Genomic DNA, 23,201 nt, shown 5'->3' with positions numbered 1-23,201 from the left:
GTGATCTGGCTGCGCGCAGCGTCTCAGCGCCGGCGGACGCGAGCCTGTTCGAGCCACATCTCCCAGGGACGATGGACCTGCGCCTCGATGCTGGCGACGCAGGCGCGGCTCTCGCCCTCGGTGAGATAGGTGACCTCGCCGAGCTGCATCGCCTGGAGCTGGTAGCGCGCGTTGAGCTCGGCATAGACGGCGCGATAGACCGCCTGCTTGATCGAATAGCCGACCACGGTCGAGCCATGGCCGCGCATCAGCACGATGTCGTGCCCGTCGAAATGCTCGGCAAGGGCGCGGCCAAGATGGTTGTTGCTGATCAGGAGGTCGGTCGCATCGCCTCCGGCCTCGCGGATTTCGAAGACCGGTGCGCCCTGGCCGACGAAACCAGCCATATGGAACATCGCCCTGAGCCGCGTGCCCTTGACCACGCTGAGCGGCACGATCGAGTGCGAGTGGCTGTGAATGACGGCCATCACGTCGGGACGCCTGCGGAAGATCTCGGCGTGGATGAAGCGCTCGAGATAGACCTTGCGGCCATTGGCGTTCACCGCCTCGCCGTCGAGTGTGAACTCCACGATGTCCTCGGCCGCGACCCGGCTGGGCGCCATGTTGCGGGCCAGCAGGAAGCGGTCGGGCCGTTTGTCATGGCGTACGCTGATATGCCCGAACGCGTCGACGACGCCTTGGTCGAACAGGATGTGGTTGGCGGCGACGAGCTCCTCGACGATCTCCGGCGAGGGCGCCACCGAGGCCGCGGCCGTGTCGGCCAGGTCGACGGCGATCGGGTGATTGCCATGGTCAGACGTGCACATTGGTCGGTCTCTCCAAATCGCCTTGATCGAAATTTTGCAGGCCAAGCCCTGCCGGTAGAGCGGCCGGGCCGCCGAACCGTGCAGTGGATCAGAGTGGCAGATGAGTGCGTGAGGGCCCGCTTGCGACCACCCGAGCAGGGCCCGGCTCCTCGCAGCTGGAAACCGCTGAGGCCAACCTCCCATCCGGCGATCTCTGATAGATCGTCCGTATACTGATTAACAGGATACCCGCAGATTTTGGGCTGTCAACCCGACGGCGAAATGCTTGGCCGTGGCGATGCTTCGCCAGAACGGAAGCGGGGAGATTGGAAGAGGCGGAGCCAGTTGCTACCCGGCCCAGAGTGACGATGGACGACGCCGCAAGCAATCTTGGCAAAGGCCTCGGCAACGCCAGGCAGGGACTGGAGTAATTTGACAGTCCACAGAATGAAAGTATACGATCCATAGTAGAAGAGCGACTGCGCTGGGCTGGTAGTATTCAGCCCTGCCGGCGGATGAAGAATGGGCTGCACCTCTGCTCAAGTGGCGAGGCCAGCGCGCCATAACATCAAGGCAAAGCGATGATGTCGATGGACGATATCTACCATATGCCCGGCCATCTCATTCGGCGTGCGCAACAGATCGCCGTCTCGCTCTTTCTCGAAGAATGTGCGCCGGTCGACCTCACCCCTGTCCAGTTCGCGGCGCTGGTCACGGTGCGCGACAATCCCGGCATCGATGCGACGCGCCTGTCGGCCCTCGTCGCCTTCGACCGCTCGACGCTCGGCAATGTCCTTGAGCGGATGGAAGCGAAGGAATTGATCCAGCGCTCGGGCAGCAAGGACGATAAGCGCGTCAAGGTTCTGCATCTCTCTCCCAAGGGCGAGCGCATCCTCCAGGAAGCCGGGCCGTTGGCGCAGCGAGCCCAGGAGCGCATCCTCGCGCCGTTGGCGCCGGAGGATCGCGAGATCTTCATGCGCATGCTCGGGCAGCTCGTCGAGCTCAACAACGAGGCCTCGCGCGTGCCGCTGCGACTTGCCGCGGGGCGCTCGTCCGAGGCTGCCTGAGGGCGCACCTTCCCCGAATTCGAGATTGCGATCGAAGCAGCTTCACAGGCTCCGATGCGTCGGAGCTCGTGCGGGTCGGCCGTTTGACAGGTCAAAGATACGGTGCATACTGATAATAAGTATGCGGTCTTATCTCGCGACCTGAACCGGCGAGCGTCATCGCGCCGGCCCCGCCAAGTCGAGATCCAGACCACAGACGGCCCTTTCGCAGCGAACGAGAACCGCGATCACGCGGCCGCATCTGGAGGAAAATCTGGTGATCATCTCACGACGTGCGGCCCTGATCGGGCTCGCTGGCACCGCGCTTGCGCCCCATGCTGCTCTGGCCCAACGCAAGATCGTACGACTCATCGTGCCCGCAGCAGCGGGCGGCGCCATCGACGTCATCGGCCGCCTCTACGCCCAGCGCATCGCACCTGCGCTCGACGAATCCTGGGTGGTCGAGAACAAGGCTGGCGCCAGCAACACGCTCGGCGCGGCCGAGGTCGCACGGGCGACGCCCGACGGCACGACCTATCTGACCAATGCCGACATCCACATCATGGCCAAGCACGTGATGCGCAGCGTGTCCTACGACCCGCTGGCGGATTTCACGCCGATCTCGCGTTTCGCGACCTCGCCGATGGTGCTGATCGGCTCGATGAAGACGCCCGCGACCATGCCGGCGCTGATCGCCGACATGAAGGCCAAGTCCGGCGAGTACACCTTCGCCAACTCGGCGCTGGGCAGCATGGGCCACCTCGCCACCGAGAGCTTCAAGCGCCGGACTGGCACGACCGCTGAACTGGTCAATTACCGCGGTACCGCCCCGGCGATCACTGATGTCGTCGCCGGTCAGGTGCCGCTGATGGTCGCTCCGCTCGGCTCGGCGCTATCGTTCATCACCGACGGCAAGGTCCGCGCCTTCGCGATCATGGGCGCGCAGCGCAGTGGGCTCCTGCCGAGCGTGCCGACCGCTGGCGAGCAGGGGCTGGCGGACCTCAACTTCACCCTCTGGTACGGCCTCTGGGGGCCGAAGGGCCTGCCGGCCGAGACGGTGCAGCGGGTCAATGCGACAGTGCAGGCAGCCTCGAAGGACCGCGAGATCGTCGAGAAGCTGACTGCGCTCGGGGCGGAGGCCGTGACGGAGGATCCGGCGAGCTTTGCCAAGTTCATCGAGGCCGAAATCCAGCGCGCCAACCGCGTGGTCGAGGAGGCCGGCATCAAGCCGGGTTGACGAGCTCGCGCCCCATCAGCGGGACCAAACGGTCCGGATGCGGATGCACCAGGGTAACAAACGGATCTGAATGACCACTCGCCCGGATCTTGAAATCGGGTGACCTCGCCGCCCAGCGGCTCGCCTTCTGCACGAGCGGGCATTAACTAGCTGCATGCGCGTCGATGTTCTCGGACTTCAGGCCTTCGTCAGCATCGCCGAGCGTGGCAGCTTCCGCGCCGCCGCTTCGCATCTCAACCTGTCGCAGACGGCGCTCAGCCACCGCATCCGCAAGCTCGAGGAGTCGCTGGGAACGCCGCTCTTCCTGCGCACGACGCGGCAGGTCTCACTGACCGCGGCCGGCACGACTTTGTTGCCGCGGGCGCGGCGCATCTTCGAGGACCTGGGCTTCGCCATCAATGAGGTCCGGGTCGACCTGCACGAGGGCGACGAACAGGTCTCGCTCGGCTGCCTGCCGACGGTGGCGGCGCATTGCATGCCGGCAGTGATCGCCGCCTTTGCCGTGCGCCATCCCGGTGTCGGCGTCAGGATCCATGACAACTCCGCCTCCGAGATCGCCGACAAGGTCCAGTCGGGCGAGGCCGAGTTCGGCGTCACCATCGTCGCCGCCAATCGCTGGGACCTCGAGCTGAAGCCGGTCGTCAAGGAGCCCTTCGTACTGGTCAGCCATCGCTCGATGCCGCTGGCACGGGCGAGCTCGCTGACCTGGGCGCAATTGCAGGACGAGCCGCTGGTGCGGATCAGCGCCGAGACCGGCAACCGCATCCTGATCGACGACGCGCTTGGCGCGCGGCGCGAGAGCCTGACCTGGCGCTACGAGGTCCAGCGCGTCGTCACCGCGGTCAGCCTGGTGCGCTCGCGTATCGGCTATGCCGTGGTGCCGCAACTCGCGCTCGACGTCGTCGATGCCGGCGAACTGGTTGCCGTGCCATTGCGCTCGCCGGCGGTGACCCGCACGCTCGGCATCATCACCCGCAAGTCGGTGCCGGTCCGGCCGGTGACGCGCGATCTGATGGCGCTGCTGAGCCAGGCGCTGAAGCGCAGCGTTGCGCCACGGCGAGATGAAGAAAAGTAATCAATCGCTGCATTCTTATCATTTGCTGGCAGAATGGCTTTGGCCGAACCTCGCGGCGGGACGAAACGCGCGGGGAGAAGCCGGCAATGGCAGGCGCCAACACGGCAGCGATCGCCTTTATCGGCTTCGGCGAGGTCGGCCAGACCTTTTCGCGCGGCCTCTTGGCCAATGAGGGCGTCGCCATCCGCGCCTATGATCTGCTGTTCGGCAGCGCGGCCGGCGGCCGTCTGGAAGCCGCTGCGGAGGAGCTCGGCGTCGCTCGTGCAACCTCCGCGCAGGAAGCCTGCGCGGGCGCGGCCTTCGTCTTCTCGGCGGTTACCGCCGATCACGCCGAGGCGGTAGCTACCGAAGCAGCCTCCTGGCTGAAGCCGGGACAGGTCTTCGTCGATGTCAACTCGGCCGCACCCTCGACCAAGCAGCGGGCGGCTGAGGCGGTGACCGCAGGCGGTGCCGACTATGTCGAGGCCGCGGTGATGGCGCCGGTGCTGAAGCCCGGCCTCAAGGTCGCGATTCTCAGCGGGGGCCCGAAGGCGCAAGCCGCATCCGAGGTGCTCAACGGGCTCGGGATGAATCTGACACCGGTCTCCGAGGTCTATGGCCGGGCCTCGGCGATGAAGCTCTGCCGCTCGATCGTGATCAAGGGGCTGGAGGCTCTGATGGTCGATTGCGCCGCCGCTTGCGAGGCGTGGGACGTCAAGGATCCGGTCTTCGCCAGCCTGCATGCGACCTTCCCGTCGATCGACTTCCACGCGCTCGCCGCCGATATGCGCGAGCGCGTCGCGACCCATGGCGTGCGCCGGTCGGCCGAGATGCGCGAGGCAGCCGAGATGCTTGGCGTCGCCAATCTTCACCCAGGCCTCGCCCAGGCGATCGCCGACGCCCAGTTGCGCGGGGCGCGCCGCAAGGAAGGAGCCCGGTGATGCTGGATCGCCGCTCCGTCCTCGCCGGCCTCGGGCTCGCCGGTTTCGCCGGGCTTGCGCCGGCGCGGGCCCAGCCGGACTGGCCGAGCCAGTTGATCCGGATCGTTGTGCCGTTCACGCCCGGCGGCAGCACCGACGTGCTGGCGCGGTTGATCGCCAGCAAGCTCGAACGGAGCATTCCCGGCAAGGGTTTCGTCATCGAGAACCGCCCGGGTGCCGGCGGCATGACGGCCTCGGGGCAGGTCGCCAAGTCCGAGCCCGACGGGCACACGCTGATGATGGGCCATATCGGCACGCTCGCCTTCGCGCCCTCGCTCTATCCGAACGTGCCCTATGACCCGGTCAAGGATTTCCAGCCGGTCGCGCTCGTCGCCATGCTGCCGAACATCCTGGCGATCAATCCGAAGCTGCCGGCCAAGACCCTCGGCGAGTTCATCGCCTATGCCAAGGCGAACCCGGGCAAGCTGAACTACTCGTCGGGCGGGCAGGGCAGCGCCGCCCATATCGCCACCGCCTATTTCTGCCATCGCGCCGGCATCGAGGCGACGCATGTGCCCTATCGCGGCACGGCGCCGTCGGTGAACGATCTCGTCGCCGGCAATATCCAGTTCACGCTGACGGGCGGGCCGGCCGTGCTGCCCTTGGCGGAAGGCGGGCAACTCCGAGTGCTCGGCGTCGCCGCGCGCGAGCGCGTCGGCTTTGCGCCCGATTTGCCGACGCTGTCCGAGAGCGGCCTGCCGGATTTCGAGGCGGTGCAGTGGTACGGGATGGTCGCGCCGGCGCGTACGCCGCCACGAATCGTCGAGCGGCTCAACCGCGAGATCAATGTGCTGCTCAGCCAGCCCGATTTCGCGTCGGCCTTGGCGAAGGACGGCGCCATCGCCCGGCCGGAAACGCCCGAGGGCTTCGGCAAGCTGATCGGCTCGGAACTCGTGCTCTGGCGCGACGTCATCACCCGTGCCGGCATCAAGGCGGCGGAGTGAAGTAATGGGCCAGCTCGCCATCCCCTGCATGCTGATCCGCGGCGGCACCTCCAAGGGCGCCTATTTCCTGCGCGACGACCTGCCGGCGGACACGGCCGCGCGCGATGCCTTCCTGCTTGCGGTGATGGGCTCGCCCGACAAGCGCCAGGTCGATGGGCTCGGCGGCGCCCATCCTCTCACCAGCAAGGTCGCGATCGTCTCGGCCTCCAGCGAACCCGGCTGCGATATCGACTTCCTGTTCGCGCAGGTCGGGATCGAGACGGCTTCGGTCGATACCACCCCGAACTGCGGCAACATCCTTGCCGGGATCGGGCCGTTCGCGCTCTCGCGTGGGCTGGTGAGGGCGAGAGGGCCGCGCACCACGGTACGGGTCCGCACGATCAACACCGGCACGATCGCCGATCTCACCATGGATACGCCGGACGGAGAGGCGAGCGCCGAGGGGATTGCGCGCATCGACGGCGTGCCGGGGACGTCGGCGCCGATCGATGTCGGTTTCCTCGATGCCGAAGGCTCGGTCTGCGGATCGCTATTGCCGACCGGCAATGTCGTCGATGTGATCGAAGGCGTGCCCTGCACGCTGATCGACAACGGCATGCCGGTGATCGTGCTGCGCGCCGCCGATGTCGGGCGGACCGGCTACGAGCCGCGCGATGAACTCAACGAGGATGCTGAGCTCAAGGCGCGGATCGAGACCATCCGTCTCGCGGCGGGGCCGCTGATGAATCTCGGCGATGTCGCGAACAAGGTCGTGCCGAAGATCGCATTGGTCGCACCGCCGCAGGCCGGCGGGGCGATCTGCACGCGCAGCTTCATCCCGCATGAATGCCACGCCTCGATCGGCGTCTTCGCAGCGGTGACGGTCGCGACCGCTGCGGTCTTGCCGGGCTCGCCTGCAGCCTCCGTGGTTGTGATGCCGGAGGGACGCGAGCGGACGCTTTCGGTGGAGCACCCGACCGGCGAGTTCACGGTGACGCTGACAATCGGCGGCACCGCGGAGCAGCCGGTGGTCGAGCGGGCCGGCCTGCTGCGCACCGCCCGTATCCTGATGGCAGGGCAGGCCTTCGTGCCGGCTGGAAGATTATGAGAGAGGAGCGCACGCGATGAGCGCCCAGAAGACAGGCCTGGTGATCACCGCCCATCCCGGCGATTTCGTCTGGCGCGCCGGCGGCGCGATTGCGCTGCACGCCAGGCGCGGCATGCGCGTCAAGATCCTCTGCCTGTCCTATGGCGAGCGCGGCGAGAGCCAATTCGCCTGGAAGAAGGCGGGTGTGCAGATGGCGGAGGTCAAGGCGCAGCGCCGCGAGGAGGCGGAAGCGGCTGCAGCGGCGCTCGGAGCCGAGATCGAGTTCATGGATGCCGGCGACTATCCGCTGCGTACCACCGAGCCGATGCTGGAGCGCGCCATCGACATCTTCCACGAGCTCAACCCGAGCTTCGTGCTGACCCATGCGCTCGAAGATCCCTATAATGTCGACCATCCCGAGGCGACGCGCTTCGCGCAGGAGGCCCGCATCATCGCGCAGGCGGCCGGCCACAAGCCCGATCCCAGCCGCGCCTATGCCGCCCCGCCGGTCTTCCTGTTCGAGCCGCACCAGCCGGAGCAATGCAATTTCAAGCCGAATGTGATCCTCAACATCGACGAGGTCTGGGAGCAGAAGCGTCGGGCGTTCGAGATCCTCGCGGCGCAGAAGCATCTCTGGGAATACTACACCCGCGTCGCGCTCAATCGCGGCATGCAGGGCGGCCGCAACTCCGGCAAGGCGATGACCTATGGCGAGGCCTATCAGCGCCTCTTCCCGGAAGCGCTCGAGACGCTGGCATGAATCCCGTCGTCATTCGCACCAGGAAGCGTGCCCCGGCCGCCACGATGGCCGATCTCGCCGAATTGGGCGTCTCCACCACACATGAGGCGATGGGGCGGAGCGGCCTGCTGAAGCCCTACATGCGGCCGATCTATGCCGGCGCGCAGATTGCCGGCGGGGCGGTGACGGTGCTGGCCCAGCCCGGCGACAACTGGATGATCCATGTCGCGATCGAGCAGGTGCAGCCGGGCGACGTGCTCGTCGTCGCCTGCACGACCGACAACACCGACGGCATGTTCGGCGATCTGCTGGCGACCTCGCTCAAGGCGCGCGGCGGCATCGGCCTCGTCATCGATGCCGGCGTCCGTGATGTCCGCACGCTGACCGAAATGGGCTTTCCGGTCTGGTCGCGGGCGATCTCGGCCAAGGGCACGGTCAAGGCCACGCTCGGCTCGGTCAACGTGCCGGTGGTCTGCGCCGGGGCGCTCATCCATCCCGGCGATGTGATCGTCGCCGACGATGACGGGGTGGTGGTGGTGCCGCGGCGCGATGCCAAGGCGGTCGCTGCCGCCGGCCGCAAGCGCGAAGCCAATGAAGACGAAAAGCGTAGACGTCTGGCTGCTGGCGAACTCGGGCTGGACATGTACGCTATGCGCGACGGCCTCGCCAAAGCGGGCCTCGTCTATCGCGATGACGAAGACGAATAATCCAACGAAAGCCCCGGAAAGGGGCTCGGCCAAACACTCGGGAGGAACGACATGATCATTCGCAGGACGGTTCTCAAAGGAATGCTCGGCCTCGCTCTGACCGCCTCGGTCAGCGGTGCGGCTCTGGCGCAGGATGCGGTCAAGATCGGCCTGATCCTGCCGATGACCGGCCCCTTCGCCTCGACCGGTCGGCAGATCGCCGCGGCCGCCAATCTCTATATCCAGGAGAAGGGCGCGACCGTCGCCGGCAAGAAGGTCGAGTTGATCGTCAAGGACGACACCGGTACCGCCGACGTCACCCGCCGCATCGCGCAGGAACTGATCGTCAACGACAAGGTCACTGCCATCGCCGGCTTCGGCCTGACGCCGCTGGCGCTCGCCACCGCCCCGCTGGCGACGCAAGCCAAGACGCCGATGGTGGTGATGGCGGCCGCGACCGGGATCATCACCGAGCGCTCGCCCTTCATCGTGCGCACCAGCCAGGTCGTGCCGCAGATCGGCGCGCCGTTCGGAACCTGGATCGCCAAGCAGGGTACCAAGCGCGTCATCACCATCGTCTCGGATTACGGCCCGGGCCATGACGTCGAAAGCTCGTTCTCCGAGGCGTTCAAGGCCGGCGGCGGCCAGGTCGAGAACATCCGCGTGCCCCTGCAGAACCCCGACTTCTCGCCCTTCCTGCAGCGCGTCGCCGATGCCAAGCCGGAGGCGCTGCTGGTGTTCGTGCCGTCCGGCGTCGGCGCCCAGTTCATGAAGCAGTTCGTCGAGCGCGGCCTCGACAAGAGCGGCATCAAGCTGATCGGCACCGGCGACCTGACCGATGACGACATCCTCAACGGCATGGGCGACATCGCGCTCGGCGTCATCACCGCCCAGCACTATTCGGCCTCGCATGACAGCCCGGAGAACAAGGCCTTCGTCGAGGGCTTCAAGAAGGCCAATCCCGGCCTGCGCCCCAACTTCATGGCGGTCGGTGGCTATGACGGCATGCACGCGCTCTATGAGGGCCTGAAGAAGACCAAGGGGGAGGGCGGCGAGGCGCTGGTCACCGCGATGAAGGGAATGAGCTGGACCAGCCCGCGCGGGCCGATCTCGATCGATCCCGAGACGCGCGACATCATCCAGAACGTCTATATCCGCAAGGTCGAGCGGGTGAACGGCGAGCTCTGGAATCAGGAGTTCGAGACGATCCCGAACGTCAAGGACCCGACCAAGGCCAAGAAGTAAGCCGGCCAGGGCGGACCCGACGTGCTCACCATCCTGTTCGACGGCGTCGCCTACGGCATGATCCTGTTCGTGCTGGCCTGCGGGCTGTCCGTGACCATGGGGTTGATGAACTTCATCAACCTCGCCCACGGCGCCTTCGCCATGTTCGGCGGCTATGTCACCGTGCTGGCGATGCAGCGGCTCGGCTTGCCGTTCCTGTGGGCGCTGCCGGTGGCCTTCCTTGCGGCCGCGCTCGCCGGGCTGGTGCTGGAGCGGCTGGTCTACCGGCCGATGTACGCCAAGAGCCATCTCGACCAGGTGATGTTCTCGATCGGGCTGGTGTTCATGGCCGTCGCCGGCGCCGACTACCTGATGGGCTCGACCCAGCAATTCGTGCAGTTGCCGGCCTGGCTGAGCGGGCGCTTCGATGTCGCGGGGATCGGCGTCGGCCGCTACCGGCTCTTCATCATCCTGCTCTGCGGTGCCCTGGCCTTTGCGATGCAATGGGGCTTCACCCGCACGCGCTTCGGCAGCCGGCTGCGTGCCTCGGTCGACGATGCCAGGGTGGCGCGCGGGCTCGGCATCCCCGTCAACCGGCTGTTCGCGCTGACCTTCGCCTTCGGCTCGGGCCTTGCCGGCCTCGGTGGCGCGCTCGGCATCGAATTGATGGGGCTCGATCCGACCTTCCCGCTGAAGTTCATGATCTACTTCCTGATCGTCGTGACGGTCGGCGGCACCTCGACCATCTCCGGCCCGTTCTTCGCGGCGATGCTGCTCGGGGTCGCCGATGTCGCCGGCAAGTACCTGGTGCCGCAGCTCGGCGCCTTCATCATCTACGCGCTGATGGTCGTCCTGCTGATCACAAGGCCGCATGGCCTCTTCGCCAGGGGGCGGGCATGAGCGCGGAGGGCATCGAGGCGCGCGTCCGGCGCTCGCTTTATGGCGCACGCCGCTGGCACCCGGCCGAGATCGTGTTCTGGGTCCTGGCGCTGGCGGCCTTCTTCCTGCTGCCGCGCCAGCTGTTGATCCTCAACGAGATCGCGATCCTCGGGCTGTTCGCCCTCTCGCTCGACCTGATCCTCGGCTATGCCGGCATCGTCTCGCTCGGGCATGCCGCCTTCTTCGGTTTCGGCGCCTATGCCGCCGGGCTCTTCGCCAAGCATGCCAGCGCCGATCCGCTGGCGGGACTGGCTGTCGGCATGGGCGCTGCCGGGTTGCTCGGCCTGCTGACCAGCCCGCTGATCCTGCGCGGCAGCGACCTGACGCGCCTGATGGTGACGCTCGGCGTCGCGCTGATCCTGGGGGAGCTGGCAAACTCGCTCGGCTGGCTCACCGGCGGCGCCGATGGCCTGCAGGGCATCGTGATGGGGTCTGTGCTGGGGTTGTTCGAGTTCGATATCTTCGGCAAGGTCGCCTATCTCTATTCGCTCGCCGTGCTGTTCGTGCTGTTCGTGCTGGCGCGGCGCATCACCGGCTCGCCCTTCGGCCTGTCGCTGCGGGCGATACGCGACAACCCATTACGTGCCTCGGCCTCCGGCGTGCCGCTGCACTGGCGGCTGGTCGCGGTCTATACATTGGCGGCGGCCTATGCAGGGGCGGCGGGGGCGCTGCTCGCCCAGACCACGCAGTTCGTCTCGCTCGACGTGCTCGCCTTCCATCGCTCGGCCGATCTGATGCTGGTGCTGATCATCGGCGGCGCTGGCTATCTCTATGGCGGCCTGATCGGTGCTGTCGCCTTCAAGCTGCTGCAGGACGTGATCGCGAGCTTCACGCCGCAGTACTGGATGTTCTGGATCGGGCTGTTCCTCGTCCTGTTCGTACTCGGCGGCCGCGAACTGATCCATGGCGGTATCAAGGCGGTGGTTAGCCGTTTCGCGCGCCTTGCCCGGAGGGCGCCGACATGAACGCCGCGCTCCAGACCTTCGACCTGTGCAAGAGCTTCGGCGGTATCACCGCGACCGACCATGTCGACTTCACGCTGGCGAGAGGCGCACGGCACGCGCTGATCGGCCCGAACGGCGCCGGCAAGACCACCTTCGTCAACCAATTGACCGGCGTGCTGCGCCCGAGCTCCGGCCGGGTCGAGCTGATGGGCGAGGATATCACTGCTCTGCCGCGCGAGACGCGTGTCGGGCGCGGGCTGGCGCGGACCTTCCAGATCAACCAGCTCTTCGCGACGATGACGCCGGTCGAGATGATCGCGCTGGTGACCTCCGAACGCCTCGGTCGCGGCCGGCAGCCCTTGCGTGCGCTCGACCGCGATGCCGAACTCGTCGCCGAGACGGCCGAGATCCTCGCCCGCTTCAAGCTCGACGACATCATGGACGAGCGCATCGCGACCTTGCCCTATGGCAAGCAGCGGCAGATCGAGATCGCCGCCGCCTTCGCCGCCAAGCCGAGCGTGCTTCTGCTCGACGAGCCGGCGGCGGGCGTGCCGGAGGCCGAGCGGCGCGATTTGATGGCGACGGTCGCCGAACTGCCGGAGGATGTCTCGGTCCTGCTGATCGAGCACGACATGGACCTCGTCTTCCGCTTCGCGACGCGGATCACCGTGCTGGTCAATGGCCGGCTGCTCGCCGACGGGACGCCGGCCGAGATCGCCAATGATCCGGCCGTTCGCGCCGCCTATCTCGGGAAGCATGGCCATGGCTGAGCTCCTCACAATCGAACGCCTCAGCGCCGGTTATGGCGAAGCCCAGGTGCTGTTCGACATCGATTTCTCGCTCGCCGAAGGCCGTTCGCTCGCGCTGCTCGGCCGCAACGGCGTCGGCAAGACGACATTGGTCAACAGCATCATCGGCGTCACCCGCCGCCGCGGCGGTCGGATCGTGCTTGCCGGGCGCGACCTCACCACGGCTTCGCCCGAGCAGCGCGCCCATGCCGGCATCGGTTGGGTGCCGCAGGAGCGCAACATCTTCAAGTCGCTGACTGTGCTGGAGAACCTGACCGCGGTGGCGACGCCGGGCGCGTGGACGACCGAGCGCGTCTTTTCGATGTTCCCGCGCCTCGCCGAGCGCAAGGCCAATCTCGGCAACCAGCTTTCCGGCGGCGAGCAGCAGATGCTGGCGATCGGCCGGGCGCTGATGCTCAATCCGAAGCTGCTGCTCCTGGATGAACCGACCGAGGGCCTCGCGCCGATCATCGTCGAGGAGTTGCTGCGCGCCCTGAAGCGCCTCGTCCGCGAGGAGGGGCTGTCGGCGATCGTGATCGAGCAGCACGCTCGCAAGATACTGGAACTCACCGACGAGGCGATCGTGCTCGAGCGCGGCCGCGTCGTCCTCGCCGCGGGGAGCGCCGATCTCCTAGCCGACCCATCGCGGCTGGAGCGCCATCTCGGCCTCGCCGCCGCCTGAGCCAACGACAGAACCGAGGAAAGGAAACGCCATGAGCCAGAGACAGAAGCCGCCGTTCCGGGGCGACATGGTCGGCAGCCTGCTGCGCAGTGCGCCGGTGAAGGACGCCCGCGCCAAGCACACGGCCGGTGAGATCGGTCAGGCCGAGCTGACGGCGATCGAGGACGAGGAGATCAGGAAGCTCGTCCGCAAGCAGGAAGAGGTCGGCCTGCAGGCGGTGACCGATGGCGAGTTCCGCCGCGCCTTCTGGCATTTCGACTTCCTCGACGGCCTCTCCGGTGTCACCAGCTTCGAGACCGATTCAGGCATCCAGTTCAAGGGCGTCACCACCAAGGGCCATGCGGTCCGCGTCACCGGCAAGCTCGACTTCCCGGACGACCACCCGCATCTCGCGCATTTCAAGTTCCTGGCCTCGACAACCAGCCGCGCGCCGAAGATGACGATTCCGAGCCCGTCCATGCTGCATTACCGCGGCGGCCGCAAAGCGATCGATCCGAGCGCCTATCTCAGGATCGAGGACTACTACGAGGATCTCGGCAAGGTCTACGCCAAGGCGATCAAGGCCTTCTACGATGCCGGCTGCCGCTATCTGCAGCTCGACGACACCAGCCTGTCCTATTTCTGCGATCCCGAGCAGCGCAAGATGCTGGCCGAGCGCGGCGACGATCCCGAGCAGCTGGTCTTCATCTATCGCGACGTGCTCAACGCGGCGCTGAAGGCGAAGCCCGCCGACATGCAGATCACCACCCATACCTGCCGCGGCAATTTCAAGTCGACCTTCATCGCCTCGGGCGGCTACGAGCCGGTCGCCGAGATGGTCTTTAACGAGATCAATGTCGACGGCTATTTCATGGAATGGGACGACGACCGCTCCGGCGGCTTCGAGCCGCTGCGCTTCCTGCCCAAGGGCGACAAGCAGGTCGTGCTCGGGCTGGTGACCTCGAAATTCGGCGAGATCGAGAGCAAGGACAATCTCAAGCGCCGGATCGAGGAAGCGTCCAAGTACGCGCCGCTGGAGCAGCTCTGCCTGTCGCCGCAATGTGGCTTCGCCTCGACCGAGGAAGGCAATGTCCTCGCCGAGGACGAGCAATGGGCCAAGCTCTCGCGCATCCTCGAAGTCGCCAAGGAAGTCTGGGGATGAGCACCGAGCCCTGCTTCGACATCGCCCATCTCGGCCATGTCGAGCTCTTCACCAACAAGCCGCAGGAGAGCCTCGACTTCTTCGTCGATATCTTCGGGCTGACGGAGAGCGGACGCGAGGGCGATAGCGTCTATCTGCGTGCCTGGGACGATTACGAGTTCCACACGCTGAAGCTCACCGCGGCCAAGACGACCGGCGTCGGCCATATCGGCTACCGTGCCTCAAGCGAGGCGGCGCTCATGCGCCGCGTCGCGGCGATCGAGGCGATGGGCTGCGGCATTGGCTGGAGCGAGGGCGATCTCGGCCATGGCCGCGCCTATCGCTTCCGCGATCCTGACGAGCATGTCTTCGAGATCTATTTCGAGACCAACAAATACGTCGCTCCCGAGAGGGAGCGGCCTGCCCTGAAGAACCAGGCGCAGCGCAACCATGGCCGCGGCTGCGCCGTGCGCCGGCTCGACCATCTCAACCTGCTGGCGCAGGACGTCGCGGCGATCCGCGATTTCATGCCGAAGGCGCTGGGCAGCCGCGTCACCGAGCAGATCGTGCTCGATTCCGGCGAGGTCGGCGGCTGCTGGTTCACCGTCAACAACAAGAGCTACGACATCGCCTATACCCGCGACCACACCCCGGCACGTGGGCGCTTCCACCATGTCACCTATGCCGTCGACCAGCGCGAGCACATATTGGAGGCGGCCGATCTCTTCCTCGAGAACGGCGTCTTCATAGAGACCGGGCCGCACAAGCACGCGGTGCAGCAGACCTTCTTCCTCTATGTCTACGAACCCGCCGGAAACCGCGTCGAGATCGCCAATGCCGGCGCGCGCCTGATCCTCGATCCCGACTGGCAGACGGTGATCTGGACCGAAGAGGAGCGGAAGAAGGGCCAGGCTTGGGGGCTGAAGACGATCGAGAGCTTTCACACCCACGGCACGCCGCCGGCAGGAGCCTCGGATTGATCACGACGTTCCCATCGGAACTGACCTGGCCGGATCGGCACTCCAAACGATAAGGCTGCCGGGCAGCACCCTGTCGCGTTATTCGGGCAGCCCCGCCAGCCGCAATCCCTCCGCGAACCGCGCGAGATCTTCAGGGCGATGGATCGGAAGCCAGTCCCGGAGCTTGGCGATACGCATGGAAGGATCGAGCGCATGCAGACGTTCCATGGCCTGCCGCGCATCCTGGTTGTGTCCGGCGAGCGCGCTGCTCGCCGCCATCACGGCGGCCGCAACGAGCAGGCTGGGTAGGTTTCCCGCCGCCTTCTCGGCCCAGGCTACGGCGGCGTCGAAGTGCCCTGCGAAGAAGTGCGCCAGCGCCATGCCGACCTGCATCCTGAAGATTTCGGGATCCAGCGGGCTCAGGCGAACGGCGTGCTCGAAATGCTCGAGAGCGGAAGCGGGTTCACCGTTGAGGGCGCGCAGGAAGCCACCGAGGAACCAGGCGGAAGCGAGATTGGGATTGAGGAGCATCGCCCGGTCGATCAGCGCGATGCCGCCATCGAGATCGCCGGTAAAATGACCGAGCGCATGGCCGGCCCGGGTCAGCGCGACCGCGTCGTCCCGGCCGAGCTCGACCGCCAGCCGCGCCAGCCGCAGCCCCTCGGCGATCTCCCGCGGGCGATCGACCATCCAGCCATTCACCTTGCGCCACAAATGGCACCAGGCCGCCATGCCATAGGCCGATGCGAACTCCGGATCGAGTTCGACAGCCTTGTAGAAGAGCGGCAGCGCCGCCTCGATGGCCTCCCTGGTTCCAGTGTGCAGCCTCGCCGTGCCGCGCAAATAATAGTCGTAGGCGTCCAGACTCTCGGTCGGCTTGCGCTTGGCGCGCTCGATCTCGGCCCGTTCAAGCTGTGGCGCGACGGCACCGACGACGCTTTCGGCGATCCGGTCCTGCAGCTCAAAGATATCGTCCAGCGTACCTTCGAAACGCTCGGCCCAGAGATGCGCGCTCGTCGTCGCGTCGATGAGCTGTCCGGTGATGCGCACCTTGTTCCCGGATTTGCGGACGCTGCCTTCCAGGACATAGCGCACGCCGAGCTGCTGCCCGATCTCCTTCACATCCACTGCCCGGCCCTTGAAGGCGAAGCTCGAATTGCGGGCGATGACGAACAGCCAGCGGATGCGGGACAGCGCGGCGATGATGTCCTCCACCACACCATCGGCGAAATAGTCCTGTTCGGGATCGCCGCTCAGGTTCTGGAAAGGCAGGACGGTAATGGAGGGCTTGTCCGGCGGCAGGGGCGTTGATGGCAGTTCCGCCGTCTGACTCATGACCCGTTCGGTCACGCCTGATCCGATCGGCTGGCTCGCTTGCCCGGCCCGCTCGATCTCGCCGACGAAGCGGAACCCCTTGCGGGCGATCGTCCGGACCAGGCGCTGATCCTCGCCGCTATCACCGACGGCCTTCCTGACCGCGTTGATATGGCTGGTGATCGTCGATTCCGAGACGGTCCGGCCACTCCACACCGCCTGCAGCAATTCGTCCTTGCTGACGACCCGGTCGCGATTCCGGATGAGATGCAGCAGCAGGTCGAAGACCTGAGGCCCGATGGCCACGACCTGCGCGCGAAAGGTGAGCTCCCGGCGCTCGGGGTCGAGCAGGTAATCGCCAAACGCGAATGTCACGCCGATCGTCCCTTGGCCGAACGCCTTCGGCTCCTTGATCAGGGCAGCTGCTCGAGCACAACCCGACAGCAAAAGCCCCCTCGCCCGCATCTCTGCCGCAAGGCGCCGTCTTGGACAAGAAACCAAGCGTCGTTGAAGGGCAATTCAAGCCCGCCGCAAGGACTTCCCGCAACCGTGCGGGCACTCTCCGGCCATGTCGACGGCGATGGTTGCTGTCGAGTGAAACGGAGAAAGCCCATGAAGATCGTCGTCATCGGCGGCACCGGCCTCATCGGGTCGAAGCTCGTGCAGAATCTCAAAGCGCGCGGCCATGACGCGCTCGCAGCCGCCCCCAACACCGGCGTGAACACCATCACCCGCGAGGGGCTGGCCGAAGCGCTCGACGGCGCCGACGTCGTCGTCGACGTGGCGAATGCGCCCGTCTGGGAGGATCAGGCCGTCCTCGATTTCTTCGAGACCTCGGGCCGCAACCTGCTCGCCGCGGAAGCGGCCGCCGGCGTGCGCCACCATGTCGCTCTCTCGATCGTCGGCAGCGAGCGGCTGCCCGAAAACGGTTACTTCCGGGCCAAAGTCGCTCAGGAAAACCTGATCAAGGCGTCCGGCATCCCCTACACCATCCTGCGCGCCACACAGTTCTTCGAATTCGTCGGCGCCATCGTTCAGTCGGGCGTCGTCGGAGAGGAGATTCACCTGTCTCCGGCTCTGATCCAGCCGATGGCCTCGACCGATGTCGCGGCAGCACTCGCCGATGTCGCTGTCACTGCGCCAGTCAACGGCACGATCGAGGTCGCCGGCCCGGAAGCGATGCCGCTCGACGAATTGGCCCGGCGCTTCCTGAAGGCAACGCAGGATCCGCGCAAGGTCGTGCCGGATATCCATGCCCGCTACTACGGCGGCATCCTCTCCGACCGTTCGCTGACGCCAGGCGAAAACGCGCGCATCGGCGCGATCCGCTTCGAGGACTGGCTCGCCCAGCCGAGGGCGCAGGCGGCGACCCGCTGAGTGAAGGCCCGCCTCCTATCCCCTGTGGCGAACGACATCCCGATCATCAAGGAGAGCCATCATGTTCACACGATTTGTCTCGGCCCTCGCCCTGACCGTGCTCGCGGCCACCGCGGTTCCGGCCCAGGAACGACCCGCCGGCAAGATAATGACAGTGTTCGATCGCCCACTTCCGCATGTCCCCGGCAAGAGCTTGAGGGGCGTGCTGGTCGAATACGGGCCAGGCGCCGGGTCGCCCGCCCACACCCATGCGAAGTCCGCCTTCATCTATGCGACCGTCCTCGAAGGCGCGGTCCGCAGTAGCGTCAACGGCTCGCCGGAGAAGGTCTACAAGGCCGGCGAGAACTGGGTCGAGGAGCCCGGTGCCTTCCACGGCATGAGCGCCAACGCCAGCGATACGCAGCCGGCACGCATCCTGGCCGTCTTCGTCGTCGACACCGCCGAGACCGAGCTGACCCGGTTCGTCAAGAAGTGAGCCAGTCGCAGCCTTCGGTATTCAACGGGAACAGGACCATGGATCCCCTCGATGAGAAGAGCGCCGTCCTCACCGGCGCGGGCGCTGCGAGCGCCGGCCCCGCCGCGCGGCCGGGTAAGAAGAAGGTCATCGGCCTGCCGCTCTGCCTCGGCGCGGTCGCGGCGGGCGCCGCCGGCTGGGCCAAGGCCCGTTCGGGCGGCGAGGCGACCGACAACGCCTATCTCCGCGGCGACCTGACCGCGTTGGCGCCGAAGATCGCCGGCTACGTCACCGCCGTCGAGGTCGAAGACAACCAGGCGGTCAAGGCCGGCGACATTCTGTTCCGGATCGACGATGCCGACTATCGCGCCAGGCTTGCGCAGGCCGTGGCGAACGTCGAGGCGGCGCAGGCGCGCGTCACCAATGTCGATGCTGAGACCAAGCTCCAGCATGCGTTGGTCAAGCAGGCCGAAGCCCAGAAGCAGGCCGCCAGCGCCGAGCTCACCTTGGCGACGCGCTCGCAGGGTCGGCGCCGCGAGCTGATCCGCAGCAATGCGGTGAGCCAGGCCCTGCTCGATGAAAGCGACGCCGCGCGCTCGCGCGCCGAAGCGAACCTGTCGGCGGCCTCGGCGACGATCGAGGCTCAGCAGCAGCGCATCGCCGTCCTGACCACGCAGCGCGAGGCGGCGCTCGCCGCGATGGCGCAGGCGCAGGCCGCGCGTGATCTGTCCCAGATCGATCTCGACAGCACCGTTGTGCGCGCACCGGTCGGCGGCGTCGTCGGCAACCGCCAGGTCCGGGTCGGCCGGCTGGTCGCGCCGGGCGTCTCCCTGCTCGATATCGTCCCGGTCGACGATGTCTGGGTCGTCGCCAACGTCAAGGAGACCCAGCTCGCGCAGATCCGGACCGGCCAGCACGTCCGCATCAGCGTCGACGGCTATCCGAACGAGGCGCTCCAGGGCGTGGTCGACAGCTTCGCCCCCGGCAGTGGCTCGGCCTTCAGCCTGCTCCCGGCCGACAATGCGACCGGCAATTTCGTGCGCGTCGTCCAGCGCGTCCCGGTGAAGATCCGCTTCACCGGCAATCCCTTGCCCGGCCGTCTCGTGCCCGGCCTGTCGGCGCGCGTCGAGATCGCGATGGGCGGCAGCTCATGACCTTGGTCGCAGCCGCCGTGCCGGACCGCAGCAGCACTGCGGCCAGCACCCTTCTTCTCTCCGGCATCGTCCTTGCCGCGCTGACCGAGGCGATCGCCGGCACCGTCCTCTCGCTCGGACGCAGCGACATCATCGGCGACACCGCAGCGACGCCCGACGAGTTCGCCTGGCTCGATATCGGCTACATCACGCTGAAGCTGATCGGCTTCATGACCGCGCCCTGGCTGATCAGCCGCTTCGATCCGCGCAGCCTGCTTGTCGCCGCGACCCTCGCCATGGGGCTGGCCTCGGGCATCGCCGCCATGACCGCCCGGCTCGATGTGCTGGTGCTTTTACGCCTCGCACAGGGTTTTTCCGGCGGCGCCCTGCTCGTCGCCGGCCAGGCGCTGATCTTCCTGCGCTTCCCGCCCGCGCAGCAGCCTTTGCTTCAGGCGCTCTTCGCGATGGGCGCCGTCGTTGCGCCCGGAACGCTCGCCCCGGCACTTCAGGGCTGGCTGCTCGACGCGCAGGCCTGGACCTGGATCTTCTTTTGTCTCGTGCCGCTCGCGCTCGCTGCCGCCGGGCTCCTGCTGCTGGCCGATGGGCCGATGCCTGAAAAGAGCCCCCGCCGCCCGTTCGACTGGCTCGGCGTTGCACTGCTCTCGCTGACCGTCTTCTGTCTCACCTATGTATTGACGCAGGGCAGCCGCTGGGACTGGTTCGAGGAACCGCGCATCCTCTGGCTGACGCTGATCGGCGCCGCCGCGCTGGTGGCCTTCCTCGCCCAGCAGGCGATGGCCAGGGGCCGTGGGCTCATCGACTTCAGCCTATTCGGCGTGAACGACTTCACCTTCGCCTTCATCGTCAGCTTCGTCGCCGGCGCGGCTTTGTCCGGCAGCGCCTTCGTGATCCCGGCCTTCGCCACCTCCGTCCTCGCCTTCACCCCGAGCGAGGCCGGCGAGCTCCTTTTGCCGAGCGGCGCGCCTTTCATCGGCACGCTTCTCCTCGTCGCCCTGCTCGTGCAGTTCCGCCGCCTGCCGCCCTTCGCCACCGTGCCCTTCGGCATCCTGATCCTGATGAGCGGAATGTGGCTGCTCTCCGGCTCGACCAGCGAGAGCGGGGCCGACGACATGATGGCGGGCGTGCTGCTGCGTGGCCTCGGCCTCGGCTTCCTGTTCCTGTCGATCACGCTGATCGCCTTCGGCCAGATCGACGCGCGCCGGCTCGCCAGCGGCATCGGCCTGTTCAACAGCGGCCGCCAGCTCGGCGGCCTGATGGGGATTGCGGCGCTGCAGACCCTGATCGACCACCACACCGTCCACAATCTCGCCGTCCTCGGCGCCAATGTCGCGGCCAGCAAGCCTGCCGTCATCGAGCGCCTCTCTGCCCTGACGACGATTCTGACCGCCAAGGGCATGGACGCCGTCGCCGCAGGCCGCGCCGCTGCCAGCCTCCTTGGCCGCGCCGTCGCCAATCAATCCGCCGTCATCGCCTTCGACACCGCCTTCAACGCCGTCGCCCTACTCTTCGTCGTCGCAGCGCCAATCCTCGTCGCAATCAAGATCGCCTTCGCAAAACGCGCGAAAGCACATGCTGCCATTGCTCGTGACACGGGAGTCTTGCCCCGAGCTCAGCCAGGCACGCCCGCTTCCGAGCGTTGAGTCGGCCACTGCTCAGGAGCGCCGATTCTCGCTAGCCAGCCGCGCCGGCGAGTTCTTTCTGCCGGATGCAGGCGACGCTGTGGCCGGGGCCGACCTCCTCGATGTCAGGCACCGCGCTGGCGCAGGCGTCGATCACATGCGGGCAACGCGTGCGGAAGACGCAGCCCGAGGGTGGGTTCAGCGGGCTCGGAATGTCGCCCTTGAGGATGACGCGCTCACGCTTGACGCTCGGATCGGGCACCGGCGCCGCCGAGAGCAGCACCTTGGTGTAGGGATGGCGCGGATTGGCGTAGACCTCCTGCGCCGGCCCCTTCTCCATGATCCGGCCGAGATAGAGCACGACGATATCGTCGCAGAGATATTCGACCACCGACAGGTCATGGCTGATGAAGACCATGGTCAGGCCGAGTTCGCGCTGGAGCTCCTGGATCAGGTTGAGCACCTGCGCCTGCACGGAAACGTCGAGCGCCGAGACCGGCTCGTCGGCGATGATCAGTTCCGGCTCGACCGCGAGCGCCCGGGCGATGCCGATGCGCTGGCGCTGGCCGCCGGAGAACTCGTGCGGGTAGCGCCTGGCATGGTCGGGGTTGAGCCCGACCCGGCCGAGCAGCTCGGCGATGCGCGCCTCGCGGGCCTTGCCCTTGGCTAGCCCATGCGTGTCGATCGCCTCGCCGATGATCTCGCCGACGCGCATGCGCGGGTTGAGGCTGGAATAGGGGTCCTGGAAGATGATCTGCAGGCGGCGGCGATAGCCGCGCAGCGCCTTCTCCGGCAGGCCGAACAGGTCGGTGCCGTCGAAGACCGCCTCGCCGCCTGACGGCTCGACCAGGCGCAATATGCAGCGCCCGACCGTGGTCTTGCCCGAGCCGGATTCGCCGACGATGCCGACGATGCTGCCGCGGCGCACCTCAAAGGAGACGTCCGAGACGGCCCGGACCTCGCCGCCGCGCGTCGAGAACACCTTCTGGAGATTGCGGACGGAGAGCAGCGGCGCTTCCGTTGGGACATTGCTTGCAGCGGTCACAGCGCGTCATGCCTCCAGCAGCGGGTGAGATGGGCGGCCGCGACGTCGATCAGCGGTGGTGCGTCCTTAGTGCAGCGCTCCTCGACCAGCGGGCAGCGCGGCGCATAGCTGCATCCGGGCGGCAGCGCGAGCGGGCTCGGGACATTGCCGGGAATGGCGTTGAGCAGGGCCCGGCCCTGGCCGGGAATACGATCGCGCCGGGCATCGGGGATGCAGGCGAGCAGGCCGCGCGTATAGGGATGGCGCTGCCTAGCGAACAGGCCACCGACCGGCCCCTGCTCGACGACGCGGCCCGCATACATCACCGCCACCTCATGGGCGATCTCGGCGACGACGCCGAGATTATGGGTGATGAACAGGATGCTCATGCCGATCTCGGCCTGGAGCCGGCGCAACAGGTCGAGGATCTGCGCCTGGATGGTGACGTCGAGCGCCGTGGTCGGCTCGTCGGCGATCAGCAGCGAGGGATTGCAGGACAGAGCGAGCGCGATCATCACGCGCTGGCGCATGCCGCCCGACATCTCGTGCGGATACTGCGCAAGGCGCCGCTCGGCGGCAGGGATCTCGACCAATTCGAGCATCTGCCTGGCCCGCGCCCGCGCCTGGCTGCGCGACATATTCTCGTGCAGCAGGATCATCTCCATGATCTGGTCGCCGACAGTGAAGAGCGGGTTGAGGCTCGTCATCGGCTCCTGGAAGATCATCGCGATCTCGCTGCCGCGGATGGCGCGCATGCGCTTCTCCGGCAACTGAGCGAGGTCGACGGTCTCGCCGCTGCGCAGACGGTAGAGGATGCGCCCGCCGACGATGCGGCCGGGATGGGCGAGCAGCCGCATGATGGTGAGGCTGGTCACCGACTTGCCGGAGCCGGATTCGCCGACCACGGCGAGCGTCTGGCCGCGGCGCAGCGAGAAGCTGACGCCGTCGACCGACTTGATCGCGCTCGAACCGATCAGGAAGTGGGTCTGCAGGTCCTCGACCTTGAGCAGGATGTCGTCGTCGGCACGCAGCGTGGTGGCGACGGCCGGTTCCATGGTCGCCATCG

The 23,201-nt window shown here is 66.9% G+C and carries 23 protein-coding genes; 19 read left to right on the top strand and 4 right to left on the bottom strand.

Annotated features, from left to right (window positions below):
- Positions 1–23: 23 nt before the first annotated feature.
- On the bottom strand, positions 24–806 hold the full coding sequence (locus tag ACWIGM_RS23350) for a class II aldolase/adducin family protein (RefSeq protein ID WP_454028361.1): 783 nt from the start codon (positions 804–806) through the stop codon (positions 24–26).
- 563 nt (positions 807–1,369) lie between these two features.
- On the opposite strand from ACWIGM_RS23350, the gene ACWIGM_RS23345 reads away from it, so the two are divergent.
- The 15 genes from ACWIGM_RS23345 to ACWIGM_RS23275 all read left to right on the top strand — a co-directional run bounded on the left by ACWIGM_RS23345 (position 1,370) and on the right by ACWIGM_RS23275 (position 15,214).
- A complete protein-coding gene (locus ACWIGM_RS23345; RefSeq protein ID WP_454028360.1) occupies positions 1,370–1,852 on the top strand; it encodes a MarR family winged helix-turn-helix transcriptional regulator in 483 nt (160 codons plus the stop codon).
- A gap of 256 nt (positions 1,853–2,108) precedes the next feature.
- Positions 2,109–3,068, top strand: a complete 960-nt coding sequence (locus tag ACWIGM_RS23340) for a Bug family tripartite tricarboxylate transporter substrate binding protein (protein ID WP_454028359.1) — start codon at positions 2,109–2,111, stop codon at positions 3,066–3,068.
- Between the two features lie 154 nt (positions 3,069–3,222).
- On the top strand, positions 3,223–4,143 hold the full coding sequence (locus ACWIGM_RS23335; protein WP_454028358.1) for a LysR family transcriptional regulator: 921 nt from the start codon (positions 3,223–3,225) through the stop codon (positions 4,141–4,143).
- Between the two features lie 86 nt (positions 4,144–4,229).
- Positions 4,230–5,063, top strand: a complete 834-nt coding sequence (locus ACWIGM_RS23330; protein WP_454028357.1) for an NAD(P)-dependent oxidoreductase — start codon at positions 4,230–4,232, stop codon at positions 5,061–5,063.
- Entirely contained in the window at positions 5,063–6,046 is a 984-nt protein-coding gene (locus tag ACWIGM_RS23325; protein ID WP_454028356.1) for a Bug family tripartite tricarboxylate transporter substrate binding protein, read from the top strand. The genes ACWIGM_RS23330 and ACWIGM_RS23325 overlap by 1 nt, the downstream gene beginning before the upstream one ends.
- A 4-nt stretch (positions 6,047–6,050) precedes the next feature.
- Positions 6,051–7,133: a 4-oxalomesaconate tautomerase gene (locus ACWIGM_RS23320; RefSeq protein ID WP_454028355.1), complete on the top strand. Its 1,083-nt coding sequence runs from the start codon at positions 6,051–6,053 to the stop codon at positions 7,131–7,133.
- A 16-nt stretch (positions 7,134–7,149) separates the two neighbouring features.
- Positions 7,150–7,872 carry a PIG-L deacetylase family protein gene (locus ACWIGM_RS23315; protein WP_454028354.1) on the top strand — a complete coding sequence of 241 codons (723 nt, stop codon included), beginning with the start codon at positions 7,150–7,152 and terminating at the stop codon, positions 7,870–7,872.
- A complete protein-coding gene (locus ACWIGM_RS23310; RefSeq protein ID WP_454028353.1) occupies positions 7,869–8,558 on the top strand; it encodes a 4-carboxy-4-hydroxy-2-oxoadipate aldolase/oxaloacetate decarboxylase in 690 nt (229 codons plus the stop codon). The genes ACWIGM_RS23315 and ACWIGM_RS23310 overlap by 4 nt, the downstream gene beginning before the upstream one ends.
- A gap of 51 nt (positions 8,559–8,609) precedes the next feature.
- Entirely contained in the window at positions 8,610–9,782 is a 1,173-nt protein-coding gene (locus ACWIGM_RS23305; RefSeq protein WP_454028352.1) for an ABC transporter substrate-binding protein, read from the top strand.
- Between the two features lie 21 nt (positions 9,783–9,803).
- Positions 9,804–10,661: a branched-chain amino acid ABC transporter permease gene (locus ACWIGM_RS23300; protein ID WP_454028351.1), complete on the top strand. Its 858-nt coding sequence runs from the start codon at positions 9,804–9,806 to the stop codon at positions 10,659–10,661.
- Positions 10,658–11,665, top strand: coding sequence for a branched-chain amino acid ABC transporter permease (locus ACWIGM_RS23295; protein WP_454028350.1), 1,008 nt, complete (start codon positions 10,658–10,660; stop codon positions 11,663–11,665). The genes ACWIGM_RS23300 and ACWIGM_RS23295 overlap by 4 nt, the downstream gene beginning before the upstream one ends.
- Positions 11,662–12,414, top strand: a complete 753-nt coding sequence (locus ACWIGM_RS23290) for an ABC transporter ATP-binding protein (RefSeq protein WP_454028349.1) — start codon at positions 11,662–11,664, stop codon at positions 12,412–12,414. The genes ACWIGM_RS23295 and ACWIGM_RS23290 overlap by 4 nt, the downstream gene beginning before the upstream one ends.
- Positions 12,407–13,114 carry an ABC transporter ATP-binding protein gene (locus ACWIGM_RS23285; RefSeq protein ID WP_454028348.1) on the top strand — a complete coding sequence of 236 codons (708 nt, stop codon included), beginning with the start codon at positions 12,407–12,409 and terminating at the stop codon, positions 13,112–13,114. Before ACWIGM_RS23290 ends, ACWIGM_RS23285 begins: the two co-directional genes overlap by 8 nt.
- 31 nt (positions 13,115–13,145) lie before the next feature.
- Positions 13,146–14,255, top strand: coding sequence for a 5-methyltetrahydropteroyltriglutamate--homocysteine S-methyltransferase (locus ACWIGM_RS23280; RefSeq protein WP_454028347.1), 1,110 nt, complete (start codon positions 13,146–13,148; stop codon positions 14,253–14,255).
- Entirely contained in the window at positions 14,252–15,214 is a 963-nt protein-coding gene (locus ACWIGM_RS23275) for a catechol 2,3-dioxygenase (RefSeq protein WP_454028346.1), read from the top strand. Before ACWIGM_RS23280 ends, ACWIGM_RS23275 begins: the two co-directional genes overlap by 4 nt.
- Positions 15,215–15,292: 78 nt before the next feature.
- Here the strand turns inward: ACWIGM_RS23275 and ACWIGM_RS23270 are convergent, their stop codons facing one another.
- Complete coding sequence (locus ACWIGM_RS23270) at positions 15,293–16,882, bottom strand: winged helix-turn-helix domain-containing tetratricopeptide repeat protein (protein ID WP_454028345.1); 1,590 nt, start codon at positions 16,880–16,882, stop codon at positions 15,293–15,295.
- A 237-nt stretch (positions 16,883–17,119) separates the two neighbouring features.
- On the opposite strand from ACWIGM_RS23270, the gene ACWIGM_RS23265 reads away from it, so the two are divergent.
- The 4 genes from ACWIGM_RS23265 (at position 17,120) to ACWIGM_RS23250 (ending at position 21,132) form a co-directional block, all read left to right on the top strand.
- Complete coding sequence (locus tag ACWIGM_RS23265; protein WP_454028344.1) at positions 17,120–17,884, top strand: SDR family oxidoreductase; 765 nt, start codon at positions 17,120–17,122, stop codon at positions 17,882–17,884.
- A gap of 61 nt (positions 17,885–17,945) precedes the next feature.
- Positions 17,946–18,359 carry a cupin domain-containing protein gene (locus tag ACWIGM_RS23260; protein WP_454028343.1) on the top strand — a complete coding sequence of 138 codons (414 nt, stop codon included), beginning with the start codon at positions 17,946–17,948 and terminating at the stop codon, positions 18,357–18,359.
- A gap of 38 nt (positions 18,360–18,397) precedes the next feature.
- Positions 18,398–19,492: an HlyD family secretion protein gene (locus ACWIGM_RS23255; RefSeq protein WP_454028342.1), complete on the top strand. Its 1,095-nt coding sequence runs from the start codon at positions 18,398–18,400 to the stop codon at positions 19,490–19,492.
- Positions 19,489–21,132 (top strand): DHA2 family efflux MFS transporter permease subunit, encoded by a 1,644-nt coding sequence (locus ACWIGM_RS23250; RefSeq protein ID WP_454028341.1) that lies wholly within the window; start codon positions 19,489–19,491, stop codon positions 21,130–21,132. The genes ACWIGM_RS23255 and ACWIGM_RS23250 overlap by 4 nt, the downstream gene beginning before the upstream one ends.
- A gap of 31 nt (positions 21,133–21,163) precedes the next feature.
- Here ACWIGM_RS23250 and ACWIGM_RS23245 read toward each other — a convergent pair whose 3' ends face one another.
- Positions 21,164–22,156, bottom strand: coding sequence for an ABC transporter ATP-binding protein (locus ACWIGM_RS23245; RefSeq protein ID WP_454028340.1), 993 nt, complete (start codon positions 22,154–22,156; stop codon positions 21,164–21,166).
- Positions 22,153–23,199 carry an ABC transporter ATP-binding protein gene (locus ACWIGM_RS23240; RefSeq protein ID WP_454028339.1) on the bottom strand — a complete coding sequence of 349 codons (1,047 nt, stop codon included), beginning with the start codon at positions 23,197–23,199 and terminating at the stop codon, positions 22,153–22,155. Before ACWIGM_RS23240 ends, ACWIGM_RS23245 begins: the two co-directional genes overlap by 4 nt.
- Between the last annotated feature and the right edge of the window lie 2 nt (positions 23,200–23,201).

This window comes from Allobosea sp. NPDC055332 (assembly GCF_053645455.1).
Note: the sequence above shows the minus strand (reverse complement) of the source record. Positions and strands in the feature narration are given on the sequence as shown.

Bases quoted from the DNA above. Each gene is read 5' to 3' on its own strand.
- ACWIGM_RS23350 (WP_454028361.1), bottom strand. From the start codon at position 806: ATGTGCACGTCTGACCATGGCAATCACCCGATCGCCGTCGACCTGGCC.
- ACWIGM_RS23345 (WP_454028360.1), top strand. From the start codon at position 1,370: ATGTCGATGGACGATATCTACCATATGCCCGGCCATCTCATTCGGCGT.
- ACWIGM_RS23335 (WP_454028358.1), top strand. From the start codon at position 3,223: ATGCGCGTCGATGTTCTCGGACTTCAGGCCTTCGTCAGCATCGCCGAG.
- ACWIGM_RS23330 (WP_454028357.1), top strand. From the start codon at position 4,230: ATGGCAGGCGCCAACACGGCAGCGATCGCCTTTATCGGCTTCGGCGAG.
- ACWIGM_RS23325 (WP_454028356.1), top strand. From the start codon at position 5,063: ATGCTGGATCGCCGCTCCGTCCTCGCCGGCCTCGGGCTCGCCGGTTTC.
- ACWIGM_RS23320 (WP_454028355.1), top strand. From the start codon at position 6,051: ATGGGCCAGCTCGCCATCCCCTGCATGCTGATCCGCGGCGGCACCTCC.
- ACWIGM_RS23315 (WP_454028354.1), top strand. From the start codon at position 7,150: ATGAGCGCCCAGAAGACAGGCCTGGTGATCACCGCCCATCCCGGCGAT.
- ACWIGM_RS23310 (WP_454028353.1), top strand. From the start codon at position 7,869: ATGAATCCCGTCGTCATTCGCACCAGGAAGCGTGCCCCGGCCGCCACG.
- ACWIGM_RS23305 (WP_454028352.1), top strand. From the start codon at position 8,610: ATGATCATTCGCAGGACGGTTCTCAAAGGAATGCTCGGCCTCGCTCTG.
- ACWIGM_RS23295 (WP_454028350.1), top strand. From the start codon at position 10,658: ATGAGCGCGGAGGGCATCGAGGCGCGCGTCCGGCGCTCGCTTTATGGC.
- ACWIGM_RS23290 (WP_454028349.1), top strand. From the start codon at position 11,662: ATGAACGCCGCGCTCCAGACCTTCGACCTGTGCAAGAGCTTCGGCGGT.
- ACWIGM_RS23285 (WP_454028348.1), top strand. From the start codon at position 12,407: ATGGCTGAGCTCCTCACAATCGAACGCCTCAGCGCCGGTTATGGCGAA.
- ACWIGM_RS23280 (WP_454028347.1), top strand. From the start codon at position 13,146: ATGAGCCAGAGACAGAAGCCGCCGTTCCGGGGCGACATGGTCGGCAGC.
- ACWIGM_RS23275 (WP_454028346.1), top strand. From the start codon at position 14,252: ATGAGCACCGAGCCCTGCTTCGACATCGCCCATCTCGGCCATGTCGAG.
- ACWIGM_RS23265 (WP_454028344.1), top strand. From the start codon at position 17,120: ATGAAGATCGTCGTCATCGGCGGCACCGGCCTCATCGGGTCGAAGCTC.
- ACWIGM_RS23260 (WP_454028343.1), top strand. From the start codon at position 17,946: ATGTTCACACGATTTGTCTCGGCCCTCGCCCTGACCGTGCTCGCGGCC.
- ACWIGM_RS23255 (WP_454028342.1), top strand. From the start codon at position 18,398: ATGGATCCCCTCGATGAGAAGAGCGCCGTCCTCACCGGCGCGGGCGCT.
- ACWIGM_RS23250 (WP_454028341.1), top strand. From the start codon at position 19,489: ATGACCTTGGTCGCAGCCGCCGTGCCGGACCGCAGCAGCACTGCGGCC.
- ACWIGM_RS23240 (WP_454028339.1), bottom strand. From the start codon at position 23,199: ATGGCGACCATGGAACCGGCCGTCGCCACCACGCTGCGTGCCGACGAC.